Annotated in this window: 10 protein-coding genes; 4 read left to right on the top strand and 6 right to left on the bottom strand. The window is 63.1% G+C overall.

Annotated elements, in window-relative coordinates; translation table 11 throughout:
- Positions 1–119: 119 nt before the first annotated feature.
- Positions 120–3,149, bottom strand: a complete 3,030-nt coding sequence (locus EJV47_RS13585) for a glycosyltransferase family 117 protein (RefSeq protein WP_126693705.1) — start codon at positions 3,147–3,149, stop codon at positions 120–122.
- Positions 3,150–3,618: 469 nt separating this feature from the next.
- Between EJV47_RS13585 and EJV47_RS13575 the strand changes: the two genes are divergently transcribed.
- A complete protein-coding gene (locus tag EJV47_RS13575) occupies positions 3,619–5,841 on the top strand; it encodes a right-handed parallel beta-helix repeat-containing protein (RefSeq protein WP_165903755.1) in 2,223 nt (740 codons plus the stop codon).
- A gap of 1,030 nt (positions 5,842–6,871) precedes the next feature.
- Positions 6,872–7,393: a T9SS type A sorting domain-containing protein gene (locus EJV47_RS13570; protein WP_165903754.1), complete on the top strand. Its 522-nt coding sequence runs from the start codon at positions 6,872–6,874 to the stop codon at positions 7,391–7,393.
- 80 nt (positions 7,394–7,473) lie between these two features.
- Here the strand turns inward: EJV47_RS13570 and EJV47_RS13565 are convergent, their stop codons facing one another.
- A complete protein-coding gene (locus tag EJV47_RS13565) occupies positions 7,474–8,121 on the bottom strand; it encodes a T9SS type A sorting domain-containing protein (protein ID WP_126693701.1) in 648 nt (215 codons plus the stop codon).
- Positions 8,122–8,373: 252 nt separating this feature from the next.
- Complete coding sequence (locus tag EJV47_RS13560; RefSeq protein WP_243651153.1) at positions 8,374–9,102, bottom strand: biotin--[acetyl-CoA-carboxylase] ligase; 729 nt, start codon at positions 9,100–9,102, stop codon at positions 8,374–8,376.
- Positions 9,103–9,195: 93 nt separating this feature from the next.
- On the opposite strand from EJV47_RS13560, the gene rsfS reads away from it, so the two are divergent.
- Together rsfS and ftsH are read left to right on the top strand one after the other, a co-directional pair.
- A complete protein-coding gene (gene rsfS, locus EJV47_RS13555) occupies positions 9,196–9,582 on the top strand; it encodes a ribosome silencing factor (protein ID WP_126693699.1) in 387 nt (128 codons plus the stop codon).
- Positions 9,583–9,803: 221 nt separating this feature from the next.
- Positions 9,804–11,891 (top strand): ATP-dependent zinc metalloprotease FtsH, encoded by a 2,088-nt coding sequence (gene ftsH / locus EJV47_RS13550; RefSeq protein ID WP_243651152.1) that lies wholly within the window; start codon positions 9,804–9,806, stop codon positions 11,889–11,891.
- Positions 11,892–12,087: 196 nt separating this feature from the next.
- Here the strand turns inward: ftsH and EJV47_RS13545 are convergent, their stop codons facing one another.
- The 3 genes from EJV47_RS13545 to EJV47_RS13535 form a co-directional block, all read right to left on the bottom strand.
- Positions 12,088–12,270: a hypothetical protein gene (locus EJV47_RS13545; RefSeq protein ID WP_126693697.1), complete on the bottom strand. Its 183-nt coding sequence runs from the start codon at positions 12,268–12,270 to the stop codon at positions 12,088–12,090.
- 237 nt (positions 12,271–12,507) lie between these two features.
- Positions 12,508–13,527: an ABC transporter permease gene (locus EJV47_RS13540; RefSeq protein WP_126693696.1), complete on the bottom strand. Its 1,020-nt coding sequence runs from the start codon at positions 13,525–13,527 to the stop codon at positions 12,508–12,510.
- The gene (locus tag EJV47_RS13535) at positions 13,527–14,537 is read right to left on the bottom strand and encodes an ABC transporter permease (RefSeq protein ID WP_126693695.1); all 1,011 of its coding nucleotides are present in this window, start codon (positions 14,535–14,537) and stop codon (positions 13,527–13,529) included. The genes EJV47_RS13540 and EJV47_RS13535 overlap by 1 nt, the downstream gene beginning before the upstream one ends.

The raw sequence follows: 14,537 nt of genomic DNA, 5'->3' as shown, positions 1-14,537 counted from the left end.
GGCGAACCTCCGCGCAATTTTCTGCGCACCTCTGCGAGAAATGCCGTTCAGCCAAAAACACCGGCCCCGCCGATGCTGCATCGACGGGGCCGGTGGGCACTTGCGGTAGAAGAAACGACTTACCCGCCCTGCTGCGGGTAGTACTGCTGCAGCAGGTTCAGGGCCTTGGTAGCGCGGGCCCGGTCGCCAATCTGCTCGGCGGCGCGGTACACGCTCTGCAGGGTGAGCAGGTTCAGCTGGATTTCCAGGTCGAACAGGCTGCCTTCGGGGGCGGTGGTGTAGTAGAGCAGGGCCAGCTGGGCGCGGTTGGTCATGGTATCCATGATTTCGTTGGCCTTCTGCGTCTCGCCCACGGCGCTGAGCGGCACCACGAACTGCGGCACGTAGTAGTCGTAGGGAATCGACTTGTCGGGCATCACCTTGAAGCAGTAGTCCATGACCTCCTTAGCCTTGACCTTGTCGCCGGCGTCCACGTAGGCTTGGGCCAGGCGGTAGAACTTGTCGCGGTAGTTGGCCGGGAAGCGCAGGTTGTTCTCGTCGTAGAAGATGTCGGCGCGGTCGAGGTTGCGGAAGGCGAAGCGCTTCATCATGATGTCATACATCAGCTGCTTCTCCACGTAGCCCTCCTGCCCGCTACGCGGGTCGTAGTTGGGGTCTTTCAGCGGCAGGATGCGGTAGGCCAGGCCTTCGAGCTGGAAGTAGGGCTGCAGGTTCATGAAGTCCTGCGAGTTCACGGTGGAGGAGAAGTAGATGGGGCGCTGCCAGTTATTGGTGGCCAGCATGTCCAGAATCACCAGGTTCTTCTTCTCAATGGCGCCGCGGCCCATGTCCCACTCCATGCGGCCCACCAGCTGGGAGCGGCGGTCGGCCGGGATGAGGCCCAGCTGCTTCACGGCCGTGGTGTCGATGGGCAGGAAGAACTTACGGGTGGGGAAGGACATCAGCGGGCGGCCGCTCTGGGTGGCCACCTGCAGCAGCGGGGAGTTCTGCTCGACCAACTGCATGAACTGCTTCAGGTCCACGTCCTTCACCGAGGGGTTCTCCACGTAGGGCAGGTAGTCGTTGGTGCCCTGCTGGTACACCGCGTGCTCCATCGAGATGGGCAGCGGGGCCGACTTGTAGCTCGGGCGCTTCATCTGGTCGATGTACCAGTCGGTGTTGAGGTAGCTGAGCACGGCCACGCGCACGTCGGTACGCACGCCCTCCACTTCCTGGGCGTACCAGAGCGGGAAGGTGTCGTTGTCGCCGTTGGTAAACAGGATGGCGTTGGGCTGCAGCGAGTTCAGCAGGTTCTTGGCCGAGTCCACCGAGTTGTAGCGGTCCGACCGGTCGTGGTCGTCCCAACCCTGGGCGGCCATCAGCACGGGGGCCAGCAGGCCCAGGGCCACGGCCACGCCGCCGCGGGCGCCGTCGGCCTTGAGGGCGGCTTTCAGCAAATCAGCCAGGCCCAGCACCCCCAGGCCAATCCAGATGGCAAAGGCGTAGGTGGCGCCGGCGAAGGTGTAGTCCCGCTCGCGCGGCTCGATGGGCGGCTGGTTGAGGTAAATGACGATGGCAATGCCCGTAAACAGGAACAGGAAGCCCACCATCAGGGCGTTGGGCCCGTCGCGGCGCACGTGGAAGAACAGGCCCACCAAACCCAGCAGCAGCGGAATGGCGAAGAAGTTGTTGCGGGCCATGCTGTCGGCTACGCGCTCGGGCAGGTTGGCCGACTTCTCAGTGGGCCAGAGCACGCCGGCCTGCTGCACGTCGGAGTCGCGGCCGACGAAGTTCCACAGGAAGTAGCGCCAGAACATGTGGCCCATCTGGTAGCGGAACAGGAAGCCCAGGTTTTCGCCCATGGTGGGCTTGGCGTAGCTGGGCTGACCGGTGGCGGGGTCCTCCACCTGGCGCACGTTTACGCCCCATTTCTGGTACTGCTGAATGTGGCCGGGGTCGGGAGAGTACAGGCGCGGCAGCAGCACCTTGTCGGCGTCGTTGTAGTTGGTTTCGAGGCGGTGCTCAGCAATTTCGTACTTGTCCTTGCCGCGCACGTAGCGCGGGGCACCCTCGGTCTGGCTGATGGGCTGGGCGTTAAACTGCGGGCCGTAGAGCAGGGGCCGGTCGCCGTACTGCTCGCGCTTCAGGTAGCTCACGAACGACAGCACGTCGTTGGGCGTGTTCTCGTTGATGGTGGGCAGGAAGGACGAGCGGATGGGGATAATCAGGTACGAAGAGTAGCCGATGAGGATGAACACCAGGCTGAGCAGGGCCGTGTTGAGCAGGCGGCTGCCGCGCTGCCGGGAGTAGCGGAAGCCAAACCACAGCAGCCCGAAGAAGATGAGCAGGAAGAAAATCAGGCCCGAGTTGAAGGGCAGCCCGAAGGAGTTGACGAACAGCACCTCAAACCAGCCGGCAATGGAGGGCAGGCCGGGGATAATGCCCACCAGAATCAGCCCGACGATAATGCTGCTGATGACCAGGGTGACGAAGCCGCCCATCCAGGTGGGCGTGGCGTGGCGGCGGAAGTAGTATACCAGGCCCAGGGCCGGAATGGCCAGCAGGTTCAGTAAGTGCACCCCGATGCTGAGGCCCATTACGTAGGCAATCAGAATCAGCCACTTATCCGAGTCGTACTCGTCGGCGCGGTTTTCCCACTTCAGCATCAGCCACACCACCGCGGCGGTGCACAGCGAAGACATGGCGTACACCTCGGCTTCCACGGCGTTGAACCAGAACGAGTCGGAGAAGGTGAGGGCCAGGGCGCCCACTACGCCGCTGCCCAGGATGAGCAGGCTCTGCCCGGTGGTGGGCTCCAGCGTCCGGTCGTCGTGCATGCCGGGGCGGTGCAGCACCAGCTTCTTGGCCAGCATGGTGATGGTCCAGAACAGGAACAGCACCGTGAACGAGGAGCTGAGCGCCGACAGGGCGTTGACCAGCACCGCCACCTTGGTCACGTCGCCGAAGCTGAACAGGGAGAACAGGCGGCCCAGCAGCAGGAAGGTGGGGGCCCCGGGCGGGTGCGGCACCAGCAGCTTGTAGGAGCAGGCAATAAACTCGCCGCAGTCCCAGAAACTGGCCGTGGGCTCCAGGGTGAGCAGATAGGTAATGGTGGCCACGGCAAATACCAGCCAGCCCACCAGGTTATTCAAACGCGAGTAACGCTGCATACGGGAATGTTCAAGGAGGCCAAAAGTAGGCATAAATGCGGCAAGGGCCGAACGGCGCTGCTGGCGTCAGCGGCAGATTAAAAATCAGTTAACGAACGGGAAGTAGCCGGCCGGCGCCTTACCTTGACTTTCAGTAGTTTCTCTTTTTCTCATTTCTTACTCAACGGCTTATGCGTACTCTTACCCCCCCCCCCCCCCCCCCCCCCCCCCCCCCCCCCCCCCCCCCCCCTGCTCCCGTCTCCCCCTTCGGGTCCCCCTGCGGCGCTGTTTTTTTTCTTTTCCCTCTTTTTTCCCCCCCGGTTATGCCTTCCCCTTCCCCCCCCCCCCCCCCACACACAACCCTCTGTTTGGCCGGCGGCTGTGGCTGCTTGGCCTAATAATGCTGGCCGGCTGGCTTGGTAGCATGAGGGCTACCGCGCAGGTTGCACAGCCCGTCAGCGTGCACAACGGCCCCTGCTCTTTCGCTGGCATGACGGTGCTGGGCTCCACCACCAGCGTAACCACCATCAGCGGCGGGGCCACGTTCAGCGGCACTTACCACGTGGTGGGCGAGCTGCTGCTGGAAAACGGCTACTTCAACGTCAAGCCCGGAACGGTTTTTTACATCGACGGCTATGGTCGCACCTCGCCCGTGCGGCGCGTTACCGGCCTGCGCATCCGGCTGGGCAAAAACGCTACCCTGCACGCCGAAGAGGCCATTTTTCGGGCCGCCTGCAATGTTATGTGGAGCGGCATCGTGCTGGACCCCGACGAGCCCGGCCAGGTACTGGAGCTGGAAGAATCGGTAGTGGCCCACGCGTATACCGGCGTGTATATTCCACCCAGCTCGGAGCTTAGTCACTATGAAATCAACAATACCGGCTTTTACTACAACTACTACCACCTCTTTGATGAAGGCAAGCACGATGGCGCCGGGCCTAACCCGTGCCTGCTGCAGAGCAACTTGCTGTACTCGGAAGCTCAGTACATGCTGGGGCCATTCAATACCTATGTGAATACTACCCCTGCGACCTGGTTCTATAACTACGAGGCTATTCACCTCAATCCGCAGTGCCCGTTGGATCTTCAAGACGACGTCGTAATTCACAACAACCGCATCGTCAACTCCATCTACGGCATCGTGAACAACGTGGCCAATTGCGGCGATTTTCAGATGGACGGCAACACCCTGGAGAACATGCGGGTAGCCGGCTACTGGCTCGACGATACCAAGGGCAGCTACGTGCTGGGTAACGTTCTGCTGGACGCGGGCCGCTACGCCACCCAGCAAGTATCGGCCACGGCGCCGGCCTATGGAGCGTTAATCAGGCTGCAAAGCAGCCAGAATTTCCTATTGACCGTAACCGGCAGCAACGGGCAGGATACGACCAGCACCCGAAGCCAAACCGGTATCCTGATAGAAGACCTGGCAGCAGAGTTATCGGAAAATGCGCTGCAAGACCTCACCTATGGCATCAGCCTGCGCGGCACCAGCAGTGGTACGCAATCCGTCAATTCCAATGTAATTACCAACTGCGCCAACGGCTTCCGCATTTTGCCCAATTCCAGCCTGAGCACGAATTTTCAGCTGCAATGCAATACCATTGCCCCGCCGGCCTTGTCTGGGATGCGCGGTATCTGGGTACAAAGCAACGCCTTCCTGCCTACTAAAGGAACAGTGTCAGTACCTGCCGGCAACAAGTTTGTGCCGGCGTCAGGCGGCTCATTTTCGCACGTTGAAAACGACGGGAGCAACGGCAGTTTTGTGTATTACCGATATAACTCGGGTGACGAAGCGGTGCCCGGTATTAGTGGTGGTACTAGCGGCACCGTTTCCAACATGGGCATCACCCCTAATTCCACTAACAACTGCAATGCTCGCGGCTTTAGCCCACTGGTGGGTGTCAACCGCGGAACGGGCACTTTGAGCAGCTACGTGGTGGCGCTGATGGACACGGTACGCCGCCGTGCTGCCCCGGCGTACCGCCTGCGGCAGTACGCGGGCGAAATAGCACAGGCGCATCTGGCACTTAATCTGACGGCTGCACTGGAAGCCTACGCTTTATCCCTGCCAGCGGCCAATGCCGAGGCATACAACCAGTTGACCCTTACGCTGCTGCGTTATTATACGTATGAGGGCCAGAATCAAACAGGGGCTGCCCGACTGCGTAATCACCTGCTCAGCAACGGCGCTGCCAATGCTGATTGCCGGGCCTGGGCCAGCTATCTGGCCGTGACCAGCAGCCTGCAGCATGTTCGGCCCCAGCCGGGTGAACGGCTGGCTGCCGCTGATAGCGCAGCCCTGCACCAAGTAGCCCTGACGGCCACCGGCGCGGCCGAGCCTGCGGCTACGCTGCTGCGCTACTACTGCCCCGGCGTGTCGTTGATGCCAGCTTCCGAGCGGGCAATGCCCGCCGCTGTTATTTCGCGCCTACATCAAGCGGCCGCGCCGGGCAGTATCCGGGAGCTGTTTCCCAACCCGGCCAGCCGGCAGGTGCGCGTGTACTACGAGTTGGGGGCACTGGCCGAGGGAGCAGAACTGCGGTTGAGCAGCCTGCTCACGGGCAAGGTCGTGTTCCGCCAAACCACTCAGGCCGGGCAGCGCGAAGCCGTGCTGGACCTAAAGACCCTACCAGCAGGTCAGTACGCCTGTGCGCTGGTGGTGGCCGGGCGGCCGGTAGATGTGCAACGTCTGCAGGTTGTTAATGAATAAGCACGGATGGGCGCGGGCGGCCAGGCTGCTCGCGCTCGGCCTGTGGCTACTGGCAAACAGCGCCAATGCCCAGCGCTTTGGGCCTCCTTGGGAGCAGGGCGTTACCCTTCCTGCTCCGGTACGGGAAACGGTTTTTCTGGGCGTGCGTGCAACGCCGGGCGGCTACTGGACAACTGGGATGGGCGACGCCCGGCCAGATTTCCCTCATGTTTACACTCGTTATGACACGGCCGGCACGCTGCAGTGGCAGCGCCGCGGACGGGTCATGATTTCGGGCGAGCAGGACCTCAAACCGTGGGGCAACCGCTGGGTACTTGCAGGCAGTATAGCCGGACCGCTCTTGAGCGGTTGGCCCAACCCGCTGCCTTACTTGCAGAAAATAAAGCCCAACGGGGACACGCTGTCCGGCGTGACGTATCGGGCCGCTGCTACCTCGGGCTTCATTACCTGCGTCCTGCCAGATAGCCGTGGGTTTTCCTTGGCCGGGTACACCTTCGAACGCTTGTCGGGCGGGCCGGGCTCAAATCCACTGCCGATTCGCTACCAACTCATCCGCACGGACACGGCCGGTACCCTGCTGTGGCAACGCACGTACGGCTCACCACTTTCGTACGGCAACGCTTACGGCACCGACGCGGTGCGCCGCCCCGACGGGGGCTACCTGCTCACTGGGTCCGCCCAAGCCGGTCCTGGCTTCCACCCCATGCTTGTAGTGACGGATTCACTGGGCAATGAGCGGCGGCGTAAAATTATTGTCGTCCAAGACTCATCTTGGACGGAGCATTATACTCGGCTGTGGGGCCATACGCTGGAATTACCCAATGGCGCAGGCTACGTGCTCAACTGCCGGGTGAGCGTACCTGTACCTAGTCAGCCCGGCTACGTTGACGTGGAGGCTTGGGTAGTAGCGATAGATACAGCTCTAAACGTACGCTGGCAGACGCGCTTGCCAGGTGGGCGTAGTACCTCCACGGATGTGCTACGCGTGTACCGGCAAGCGGATGGGACGCTGTTGGCGGCTACTTATGATATGACCAGCCGGCCGGGAAGCACGCTTTCCTCTTACGTATACGTTCACCGTCTTTCGTCCACGGGCCAGTGGCTGAGCCGCCGTACCCTAACCGCCGGCTCCAACACGACCCGCATCCGCGCCTACGACTGGCAGCCGCTGGCCGGCGACTCGGTGGCGGTGGTGGCGGGCACGGCGGTGGTAGGCGGAGGCAGCAGCGCTGGCTGGATAGCCCGGTTGAAGGCCACCACGCCACGGCAGGTCACGGCCTTGGCCGGCGCGTCCGTGGCCGGGCCGCTGCGTGTGTACCCCAACCCCGCTGCCGGCCCTACGGCCCGCGTGGTGCTGCCGGCCGGGCTGGGCCGCGGTACCACGCTCACGCTGCTGGATGCGCTGGGCCGCACGTTGCATCGGCAGGCGCTGCCCGCCGCCCCCGGCGCCGCGGCCAGCGTGCCGCTCACGGGCCTGCCCGCCGGCCTCTACGCGCTGCAGCTCACCGCCGCCGACGGCCGCCGCTGGACCGGCCGCCTGCTGCGCCAGTAACTGCGTGGCGCTATAACCACAAACGAAAAGCCCCGTCGGCACCGAGCCGGCGGGGCTTTTCGTTTGTAAAACCAGCAGGCCTAGTTCTGCAGGGTCACGCGCTTGGTGGCCAGTACCTTGTCGTTGCTGAGCAGGGTGCAGAAGTACAGCCCCGCCGGCAGCGCCGACATATCCAGCGGCTGGCCGGTGGTCAGCGCTTCGGGGCGCAGCGTAAGGGCCTGCACCTCGCGGCCGATGATGTTGGTCACGCGCAGCTTGTAGGCCTGCCCGGTTTTCAGCTCGCCCAGGGCCACCGTCACGCGGCCGTCGCGGCTGGGATTGGGGTACACGTTGAGCAGCGAGGCGGCCAGCTTGGTGGCCTCCTGCACCGGCGTGGCCGGCGTGACGTTGACGCGCCCGGCCATGCCCAGCCCGATTTGCCCGCCGGTACCGGCTACGCCGTGCGCCGTGCAGTGGTAATCGAAGACGCCGGCGGTGTTGAACGTCACGTCCTGGGTGGGCTGGGCCGAGCTGGGCGTAAACGGCTGGAAAGCGGCGGGGCTGCTGTCCGACACGGTCGGGTGCGTGCCCTCAATCCACTGGAAGCGGACCACGTCACCGGGTCGGATGTTCACAGTCTGGGGTACGTAGTCGTTGTTGCGCACCTGCACGGTGACCATGGCTGCCCAGGCAGCCGTTTGCACCAGCACCAGGCTGGCAGCGGTGAACAGGCGGGTAAAAAGCTTCATGCGAAAGGCGTTTGGAAGGATGGCGCACAGGGCGCGGCAATGAAAGATAGGAAATTTCCGGTAAACAGCCGCCGGACGTCCAGCCGTTGGCAAGCACCGTGCCGGGTTGCGGCGCGGCCCCCTGCCGGCTTGGATGCCCAGTCGGGCGCGGGGTTTAAATGGCAGGTCAGAGCGCGGGCCTGACAGTGCGGCGTGGGTTCGACCACGCACTCGGCGGCTGCCCCGTGCCGGGTTGCCTGCCGCCCGGAAAGTTTAGCTGCCTGGCAGCACGTGGCGGATTTCCTGCAGGCCAAACGCGCGCTGCTGCCCGCTGGCCAGCTGCACCACCAGCTGCCCCGTTTCGGCCACGTCCACGATGCGTCCCTGCAGCCGCTGGCCCTCGGCCTCGAAGGCGTGCCATTCCTCGTCGAAGCGGTAGAGCACGCTCCGGTAATCGGTCCGCAGCGTCGTGTACTGCCCGCCGCGCAGCTGCAGGTAGCGCCGCTCCAGGCATTCGAGCAGGCGGCGGGCCAGGGGAGGCAGGGTGTAGGCGCGGCCGGTCAGCCGGCTGAGCGAGGTGGCCGTGGGCACGCCAAATTCGCCTTGGTTAATATTTAATCCGATGCCGACCACGCTGAATTGAATTTGTGGGCCGCTCAGCGTGTTCTCGATCAGGATGCCCCCCAGCTTCTGGTCCTGATAAAACAGGTCGTTCGGCCACTTCAGGCGCAGTGCCGGGTCGGGACCGAGCAGGCCGGCCGCCCAGTCGTGCACCCCCAGGGCCACGGCCAGGTTCAGGCGAAACTGCTCGGTGGCGGCCAGAAACGTTGGCCGCCACACCACCGACAGCGTCAGGTTTTCGCCCGGCGCGGCTTCCCACTGGTTGCCACGTTGGCCGCGGCCGGCCGTCTGCTTGTCCGTTATGACGGTACAGCCATCGGTGGCGCGGTTTTCGCCAATCAGCTCCCGGGCTACCGTGTTGGTGGAGCCACATTCCGGCAACCAGATAAGCTGTTGGCCCGTGAAGAGCGTTTGGGGACTGATTGGCTCCACTTGTTTTTCGCTACTTTGGATTGACAAACCTACTTTCTCCACATGAAAATTACCCCGGTTCGGCAGGATTCGGACAACTTGGCAGACCTCGTCGTACGCGGTATGCAGGACAAAAAAGCTTCTGACATCGTCGTACTCAATCTTAAACACCTCAAAAACGCCGTTGCCGATTACTTCGTCATCTGCTCCGCTTCCTCCGACACCCAGCTCGACGCTATTGCCCGCTCGGTGGAGGAAGAAGTAGAGAAGACCACCGGCCAGAACCCGTGGCAGAGCGAAGGCCGCCAAAACCGCGAGTGGGTACTGCTCGACTACGTCGACGTAGTGGTGCACGTATTCCTGCGCGACCGTCGCTCCTTCTACGCCTTGGAAGAGCTGTGGGGCGACGCCGAAATTTCCTTTATCGAGGAAGAAACGGCGGTGAAATAGGCCGGGCGCTCCGGCGCAGCCCGATAAATTTCCGGCGGCCGTAAAATAATCCGGTTGCCGCTGCGTCAGCCCTGGCAAGCAGGCCCGCTGGCCGTTACCTTGTCGCCCACGGCTCCGAACAAAGCCTTTCGGCGGCGTGTTTAGCCTGCAGTGTCTCCTCTTGTTGAAGACCAATTTTATTCATGCCAGATAACACCCCCTCCCCGAAAAAGAAGAAACCCATGCTGCCTTCGCCCGGCGGACCCAAGCCGGGCGTGCAGCTGTGGGTATTGCTCGGGCTGACGGTGCTCGTGTTCGGGTTGTACTACCTGAACCGCGGCGGCTCAGCCATTGAGATTACCCAGCAGAAGTTCGAGCAGTACTACCAGTCGGGCTACGTGCGCGATGTGACGCTCGTCAACGACCGGCTGGTGGAAGTGACGCTCAAGAAGGAAGCGCTGTCGAACACGGAGTACGGCTCGCAGCTGCGCAACCGCAGCCCGCTGATGTCGGACCAGAGCCCGCAGTTCAACTTCCGCGTCATCGACGGCAAGACTTTCAAGGAAGACTACGACAAGCTGCAGGCCAACATTCCGCCACCCCAGCGCATCGGCCTGAAAGTGGATAGCCGCACCGGCTTCGGTGAAATGTTCACTGGCTACGGCTTCATGCTGCTGCTGCTCGTGGGCTTCTGGTTCCTGATGCGCCGCATGAGCGGCGCCGGCGGCCCCGGCGGCCAGATTTTCAACATCGGCAAGTCGCGCGCGGCCCTGTTTGAGGGTGGTGACAAAGTGAAGGTGACCTTCAAGGACGTAGCCGGCCTGGAAGAAGCCAAGGAGGAAGTACAGGAAATCGTGGAGTTCCTCAAGAACCCCTCGAAGTTTACCATCCTCGGCGGCAAGATTCCCAAGGGCGCTCTGCTCGTAGGTCCTCCCGGCACCGGCAAAACCTTGCTGGCCAAGGCGGTAGCCGGCGAAGCCGACGTGCCCTTCTTCTCACTGTCGGGCTCCGACTTCGTTGAAATGTTTGTCGGCGTGGGGGCCGCCCGCGTGCGCGACCTGTTCAAGCAGGCCAAAGCCAAGGCGCCCTGCATCATCTTCATCGACGAAATCGACGCCATTGGCCGCAGCCGCAGCCGCGGCAACGTGCCCGGCGGCAACGACGAGCGGGAAAACACCCTGAACTCGCTGCTGGTGGAAATGGACGGCTTCGGCACCGACTCCGGCGTTATCATCCTGGCCGCCACCAACCGCCCCGATACCCTCGACTCGGCCCTGCTGCGCCCCGGCCGCTTCGACCGGCAAATCAGCGTCGACCCGCCGGACCTGAATGGCCGTACCGCCATCTTCCAGGTGCACCTGAAGCCGCTGACCTTGGCTCCCGATGTGGACGCCAAGCGCCTGTCGGCCCAGACGCCCGGTTTTGCCGGCGCCGAAATTGCCAACGTCTGCAACGAAGCCGCCCTCATTGCCGCCCGCCGCGACAAGAAGATGGTAACCATGCAGGACTTCCACGACGCCATCGACCGCGTCATCGGCGGCCTGGAGAAGAAGAATAAAATCATCAGCCCCGAGGAAAAGAAAATCGTGGCCTACCACGAGGCGGGTCACGCCGTGGCCGGCTGGTTCCTCGAGCACGCCGAGCCCCTGGTGAAGGTGAGCATCGTACCCCGCGGCTACGCGGCGCTGGGCTACGCGCAGTACCTGCCCCGCGAGCAGTTCCTCTACACCACCGATCAGTTGCTCGACCAGATGTGCGTGACGCTGGGTGGCCGTGCCGCCGAGGACCTGGTATTCGGTAAGATTTCGACCGGCGCCCTGTCCGACCTCGAAAGCATCACCAAGCGCGCTTACGGCATGGTGTCGGTGTACGGCATGAACGAGAAAATCGGCAACGTGTCGTTCTACGACTCGCAGGGCCGCAACGAGTACGGCTTCTCCAAGCCCTACTCCGAAGCCACGGCCCAGACCATCGACGAGGAAGCCCGCAAGATGATTGAGGGCCAGTACCAGCGCACCAAGCAGCTGCTGACGGAGCGCGGCGCCGAACTGGAGGCCGTAGCCCAGGAGCTGCTGCGCAAGGAAGTGCTGCTCCAGGACGATTTGGAACGCCTCGTGGGCAAGCGGCCCTTCGCCGTGCCTACGGCCTACCAGGCCCACATGGAAGGCACCGACCGCAGCCAGACGGCCTCCGAATGGCGCGAGAGCCACCCCAGCGGTGTCTCGCCCACGCACAACGACGTGCCCGAGCAGCCCTTGCCCGGCCTCGATACCCCGCCGGCCGCTCCCGTAGCGCCGGAGCCCAGCGTGCCGAGTGGTACGGCCTTGTAATAAGCAATTGCGCTGCGCGCGCAAAGAAACCGCTGACCCAGACCAGGCAGCGGTTTTTTTGTGCGCGCAGCGCAGCGAAAGTGACAGATCTAAACGCAAAAAAACCGCCGGCATCGCCTGCGGTTTTTCGACACACCTATTGCAACAACCTACTAGAGACCAGCCTAAGTGACTAATCTCCGGATAGATAGCATCGTTAAGCTGACCCCTCCAAGGTGGGGAAAAGGCCAACTATTATATCTCCAATGCGCAGGGCGACTCCGCGGCGCAGGGCTTCTTCTACTTTCGACACGTCGGCGACCAGCAGGCCGTCGGTGGTGCTGACCGCATCCGAACCGGGTTCGGGACTCTGCAGCGCCGTGTGCGTAGGACTTTGCATCGTAGTATTAGAAAGAAATACAACGAATCCACGCTGGTCATTTCCGGCCATTAGCGGCAGGTTGCCCGCGTTTCTGATACAAGATTACGGCCCTTGATGAGCTATGGAAAGGAAGAACAACCTGTCTGTGTGACAGCTAAGAAGCAGAATAACGGTGGTCTATTGTGATGAAATTTATCTGTAAATAACTGTAAATAAGATTTTTGAAAATAGTAGAATGAGTTGGCTAGTGCTGAATTAATCTTTGTTTGTGACTCTTTGGTCGGCGGTTTTGAGCGTAGAGTGAGGCGTGCCATTGCGGCTGTCTGTTGCTGACAGCAAGTGCAAGGCAGCCATGGTGCAGGTCAGGAAGAACAACCCGCCTACCGTCAGCCACCAAGCCGAAGGTTCCAGGCGCGCATCGGCCAAGGTGCGGCCCCAGTCCAGCTCGTCGGGTGGTAGGCCAATGCCCAGGAAGGACAGGGTCGTTTGTAGCCCGAAGCAGACGGTAAGGTTCAAGGGCAACGAGGCCCGCAGAGCCGGCTTGGCATTAGGCAGCAGGTGACGCCACAGAATGCGCCAGTCGGAAAAGCCCGCGGCCCGCCCGGCTTCGATGTAAGGCTGCCGCCGCAATTGGGCGACCAAGGTGCGGCTCAGGCGGGCGGTGGGCGGCCAGCAAGTACCGGCCAGCACCGCCAGCAGCCAAGGCTTGGAAGGCGCGTGCAGCGCTGCCAGCAACAGGGCCAGCACCAGCCGCGGCACCGAGGCCGTGAAAGCCCCCGCCGCCAGCACCAGCCTGTCCAGCGGCAGGGGCCAGGTGGCTCGTAGCGGTAGATAATGTGCTGCAGTAGCCCCCAGCGCCCCCGCCAACAGCCACCGCGGTAGCAGTTGCGGACCCGTTACCAGCGCCCCCACTACGCTGAACATTATCACCACAACTGCGGCCCGCCGTACCCGAAGCCCCCGATTGCCCCAGTAACCGGCTGCGGCACCCAGGCTCGCCCCCAAAGCCGTGGCGACAAGAGCCGCCGGCAGGCTTACCGCTAGCAAATTTCGGGTGCCGGCCAGTAGCACGGCCAGTACGTCGCGGCCGAAGGGGTCGGTGCCGAGCCAGTGGCGGGCGGAGGGCGGTAAGCTCAGCTGGCTGAGGTCAAGCTGCGTGGCGGCTGGCTGGGCGGAGCCAGTTTGCCACGCCCACAGCGCGGCCAGCACCAGGCCGCCGAGCCAGGCCCAGGCCAGCCCGCGAAGCAACAATGGACGGGAGGGAAGGGCAGCCATTAGGCCAGACGTGGGTCGATGAGGGCGTTGATGGTATCGGCCACCAGCCAGGCCAGCAAGCGGCTCAGGGCTATCAGCAGCACGCCGCCGATGAGCACCGGCAAATCCCGGGCGGCGGCAGCCTCGGCCAGCAGCCGCCCCATACCCGGCAGTGCAAAGACTACTTCGATAACAACGGAGCCGGCTACCACGCCCGGCACCAAGTCGCTGAGGCGGGTGATGAATACCGGCAGCGCGTTGGGCAAGAGGTGGTGCCAAGCCACGCGGCGGGCGGAGGCACCCTTGGCCCGCGCCGTAGCTACGTAGGCTTGTCGTTGCTGGGCGCGTAAGGCTTCGGTCAGCGGCAGCGCCAGCGCGGGCACGCTCACCAGCACCAAAGCTGCTACCGGCAAGGCCAGATAATAAGCAGTGTTCAGCCAGTTGCCCCAGAAAATGCCCTCCGCTCCCTCGGTGCCCAGACCGTAAGCCGGAAACAGGGGCCAGAAATCCGGGCTGGCCAGTAGCGTGAGCAGCAGCATGCCCACCACGAACAGCGGCAGGCTGTCGAGCAGGTAGGCCACCGGAACAAACCGGCGGTACCACTGCGGCCGGCGGGCCATGCCCAGCGCCAGCGGCAACGCCAGGCCGGCCGTCAAAAGTAAGGCGCTGCCGGTGAGGGGCAAGGTCACGCGTAAAGCCGTCCGCAGGCTGGTTTCCACCGCCGCGCCGTCGCGAAACGACGCCCCGAGCCGGCCGTGCAGGGCTTCCGTCAACCAGCTATGGTACTGATTGGGCGTACCGTGCCAGCGCCAGGGCAGCAGGCGGAAATAAAATAGCGGCTGCTGCAGCCCCAAGCGCTGCCGAAACTGGGTTTCGGCAGCGGTATAGTGGTCGAAAGCACCTGTCTGTTCGTCGTTGAGCAGCTGCGGTGCTCCGGCGCCTAGGGCACGGCTGAGCAGAAAGCAAGTGGAGGCAATCAGCCAGGCCGTTGCCAGCGCCCCCGCCAGCCGCAGTGCCAGTCGTCGTACCAT

Origin of the sequence: Hymenobacter gummosus, from assembly GCF_003970915.1 — a bacterium.
GTDB lineage: Bacteria > Bacteroidota > Bacteroidia > Cytophagales > Hymenobacteraceae > Solirubrum > Solirubrum gummosum.
This window is presented reverse-complemented; position numbering and strand designations above follow the sequence as displayed.

Bases quoted from the DNA above. Each gene is read 5' to 3' on its own strand.
- EJV47_RS13535 (WP_126693695.1), bottom strand. From the start codon at position 14,537: ATGGTACGACGACTGGCACTGCGGCTGGCGGGGGCGCTGGCAACGGCC.
- EJV47_RS13540 (WP_126693696.1), bottom strand. From the start codon at position 13,527: ATGGCTGCCCTTCCCTCCCGTCCATTGTTGCTTCGCGGGCTGGCCTGG.
- EJV47_RS13575 (WP_165903755.1), top strand. From the start codon at position 3,619: ATGACGGTGCTGGGCTCCACCACCAGCGTAACCACCATCAGCGGCGGG.
- EJV47_RS13545 (WP_126693697.1), bottom strand. From the start codon at position 12,270: ATGCAAAGTCCTACGCACACGGCGCTGCAGAGTCCCGAACCCGGTTCG.
- ftsH (WP_243651152.1), top strand. From the start codon at position 9,804: ATGCTGCCTTCGCCCGGCGGACCCAAGCCGGGCGTGCAGCTGTGGGTA.
- EJV47_RS13565 (WP_126693701.1), bottom strand. From the start codon at position 8,121: ATGAAGCTTTTTACCCGCCTGTTCACCGCTGCCAGCCTGGTGCTGGTG.
- rsfS (WP_126693699.1), top strand. From the start codon at position 9,196: ATGAAAATTACCCCGGTTCGGCAGGATTCGGACAACTTGGCAGACCTC.
- EJV47_RS13570 (WP_165903754.1), top strand. From the start codon at position 6,872: ATGACCAGCCGGCCGGGAAGCACGCTTTCCTCTTACGTATACGTTCAC.
- EJV47_RS13585 (WP_126693705.1), bottom strand. From the start codon at position 3,149: ATGCAGCGTTACTCGCGTTTGAATAACCTGGTGGGCTGGCTGGTATTT.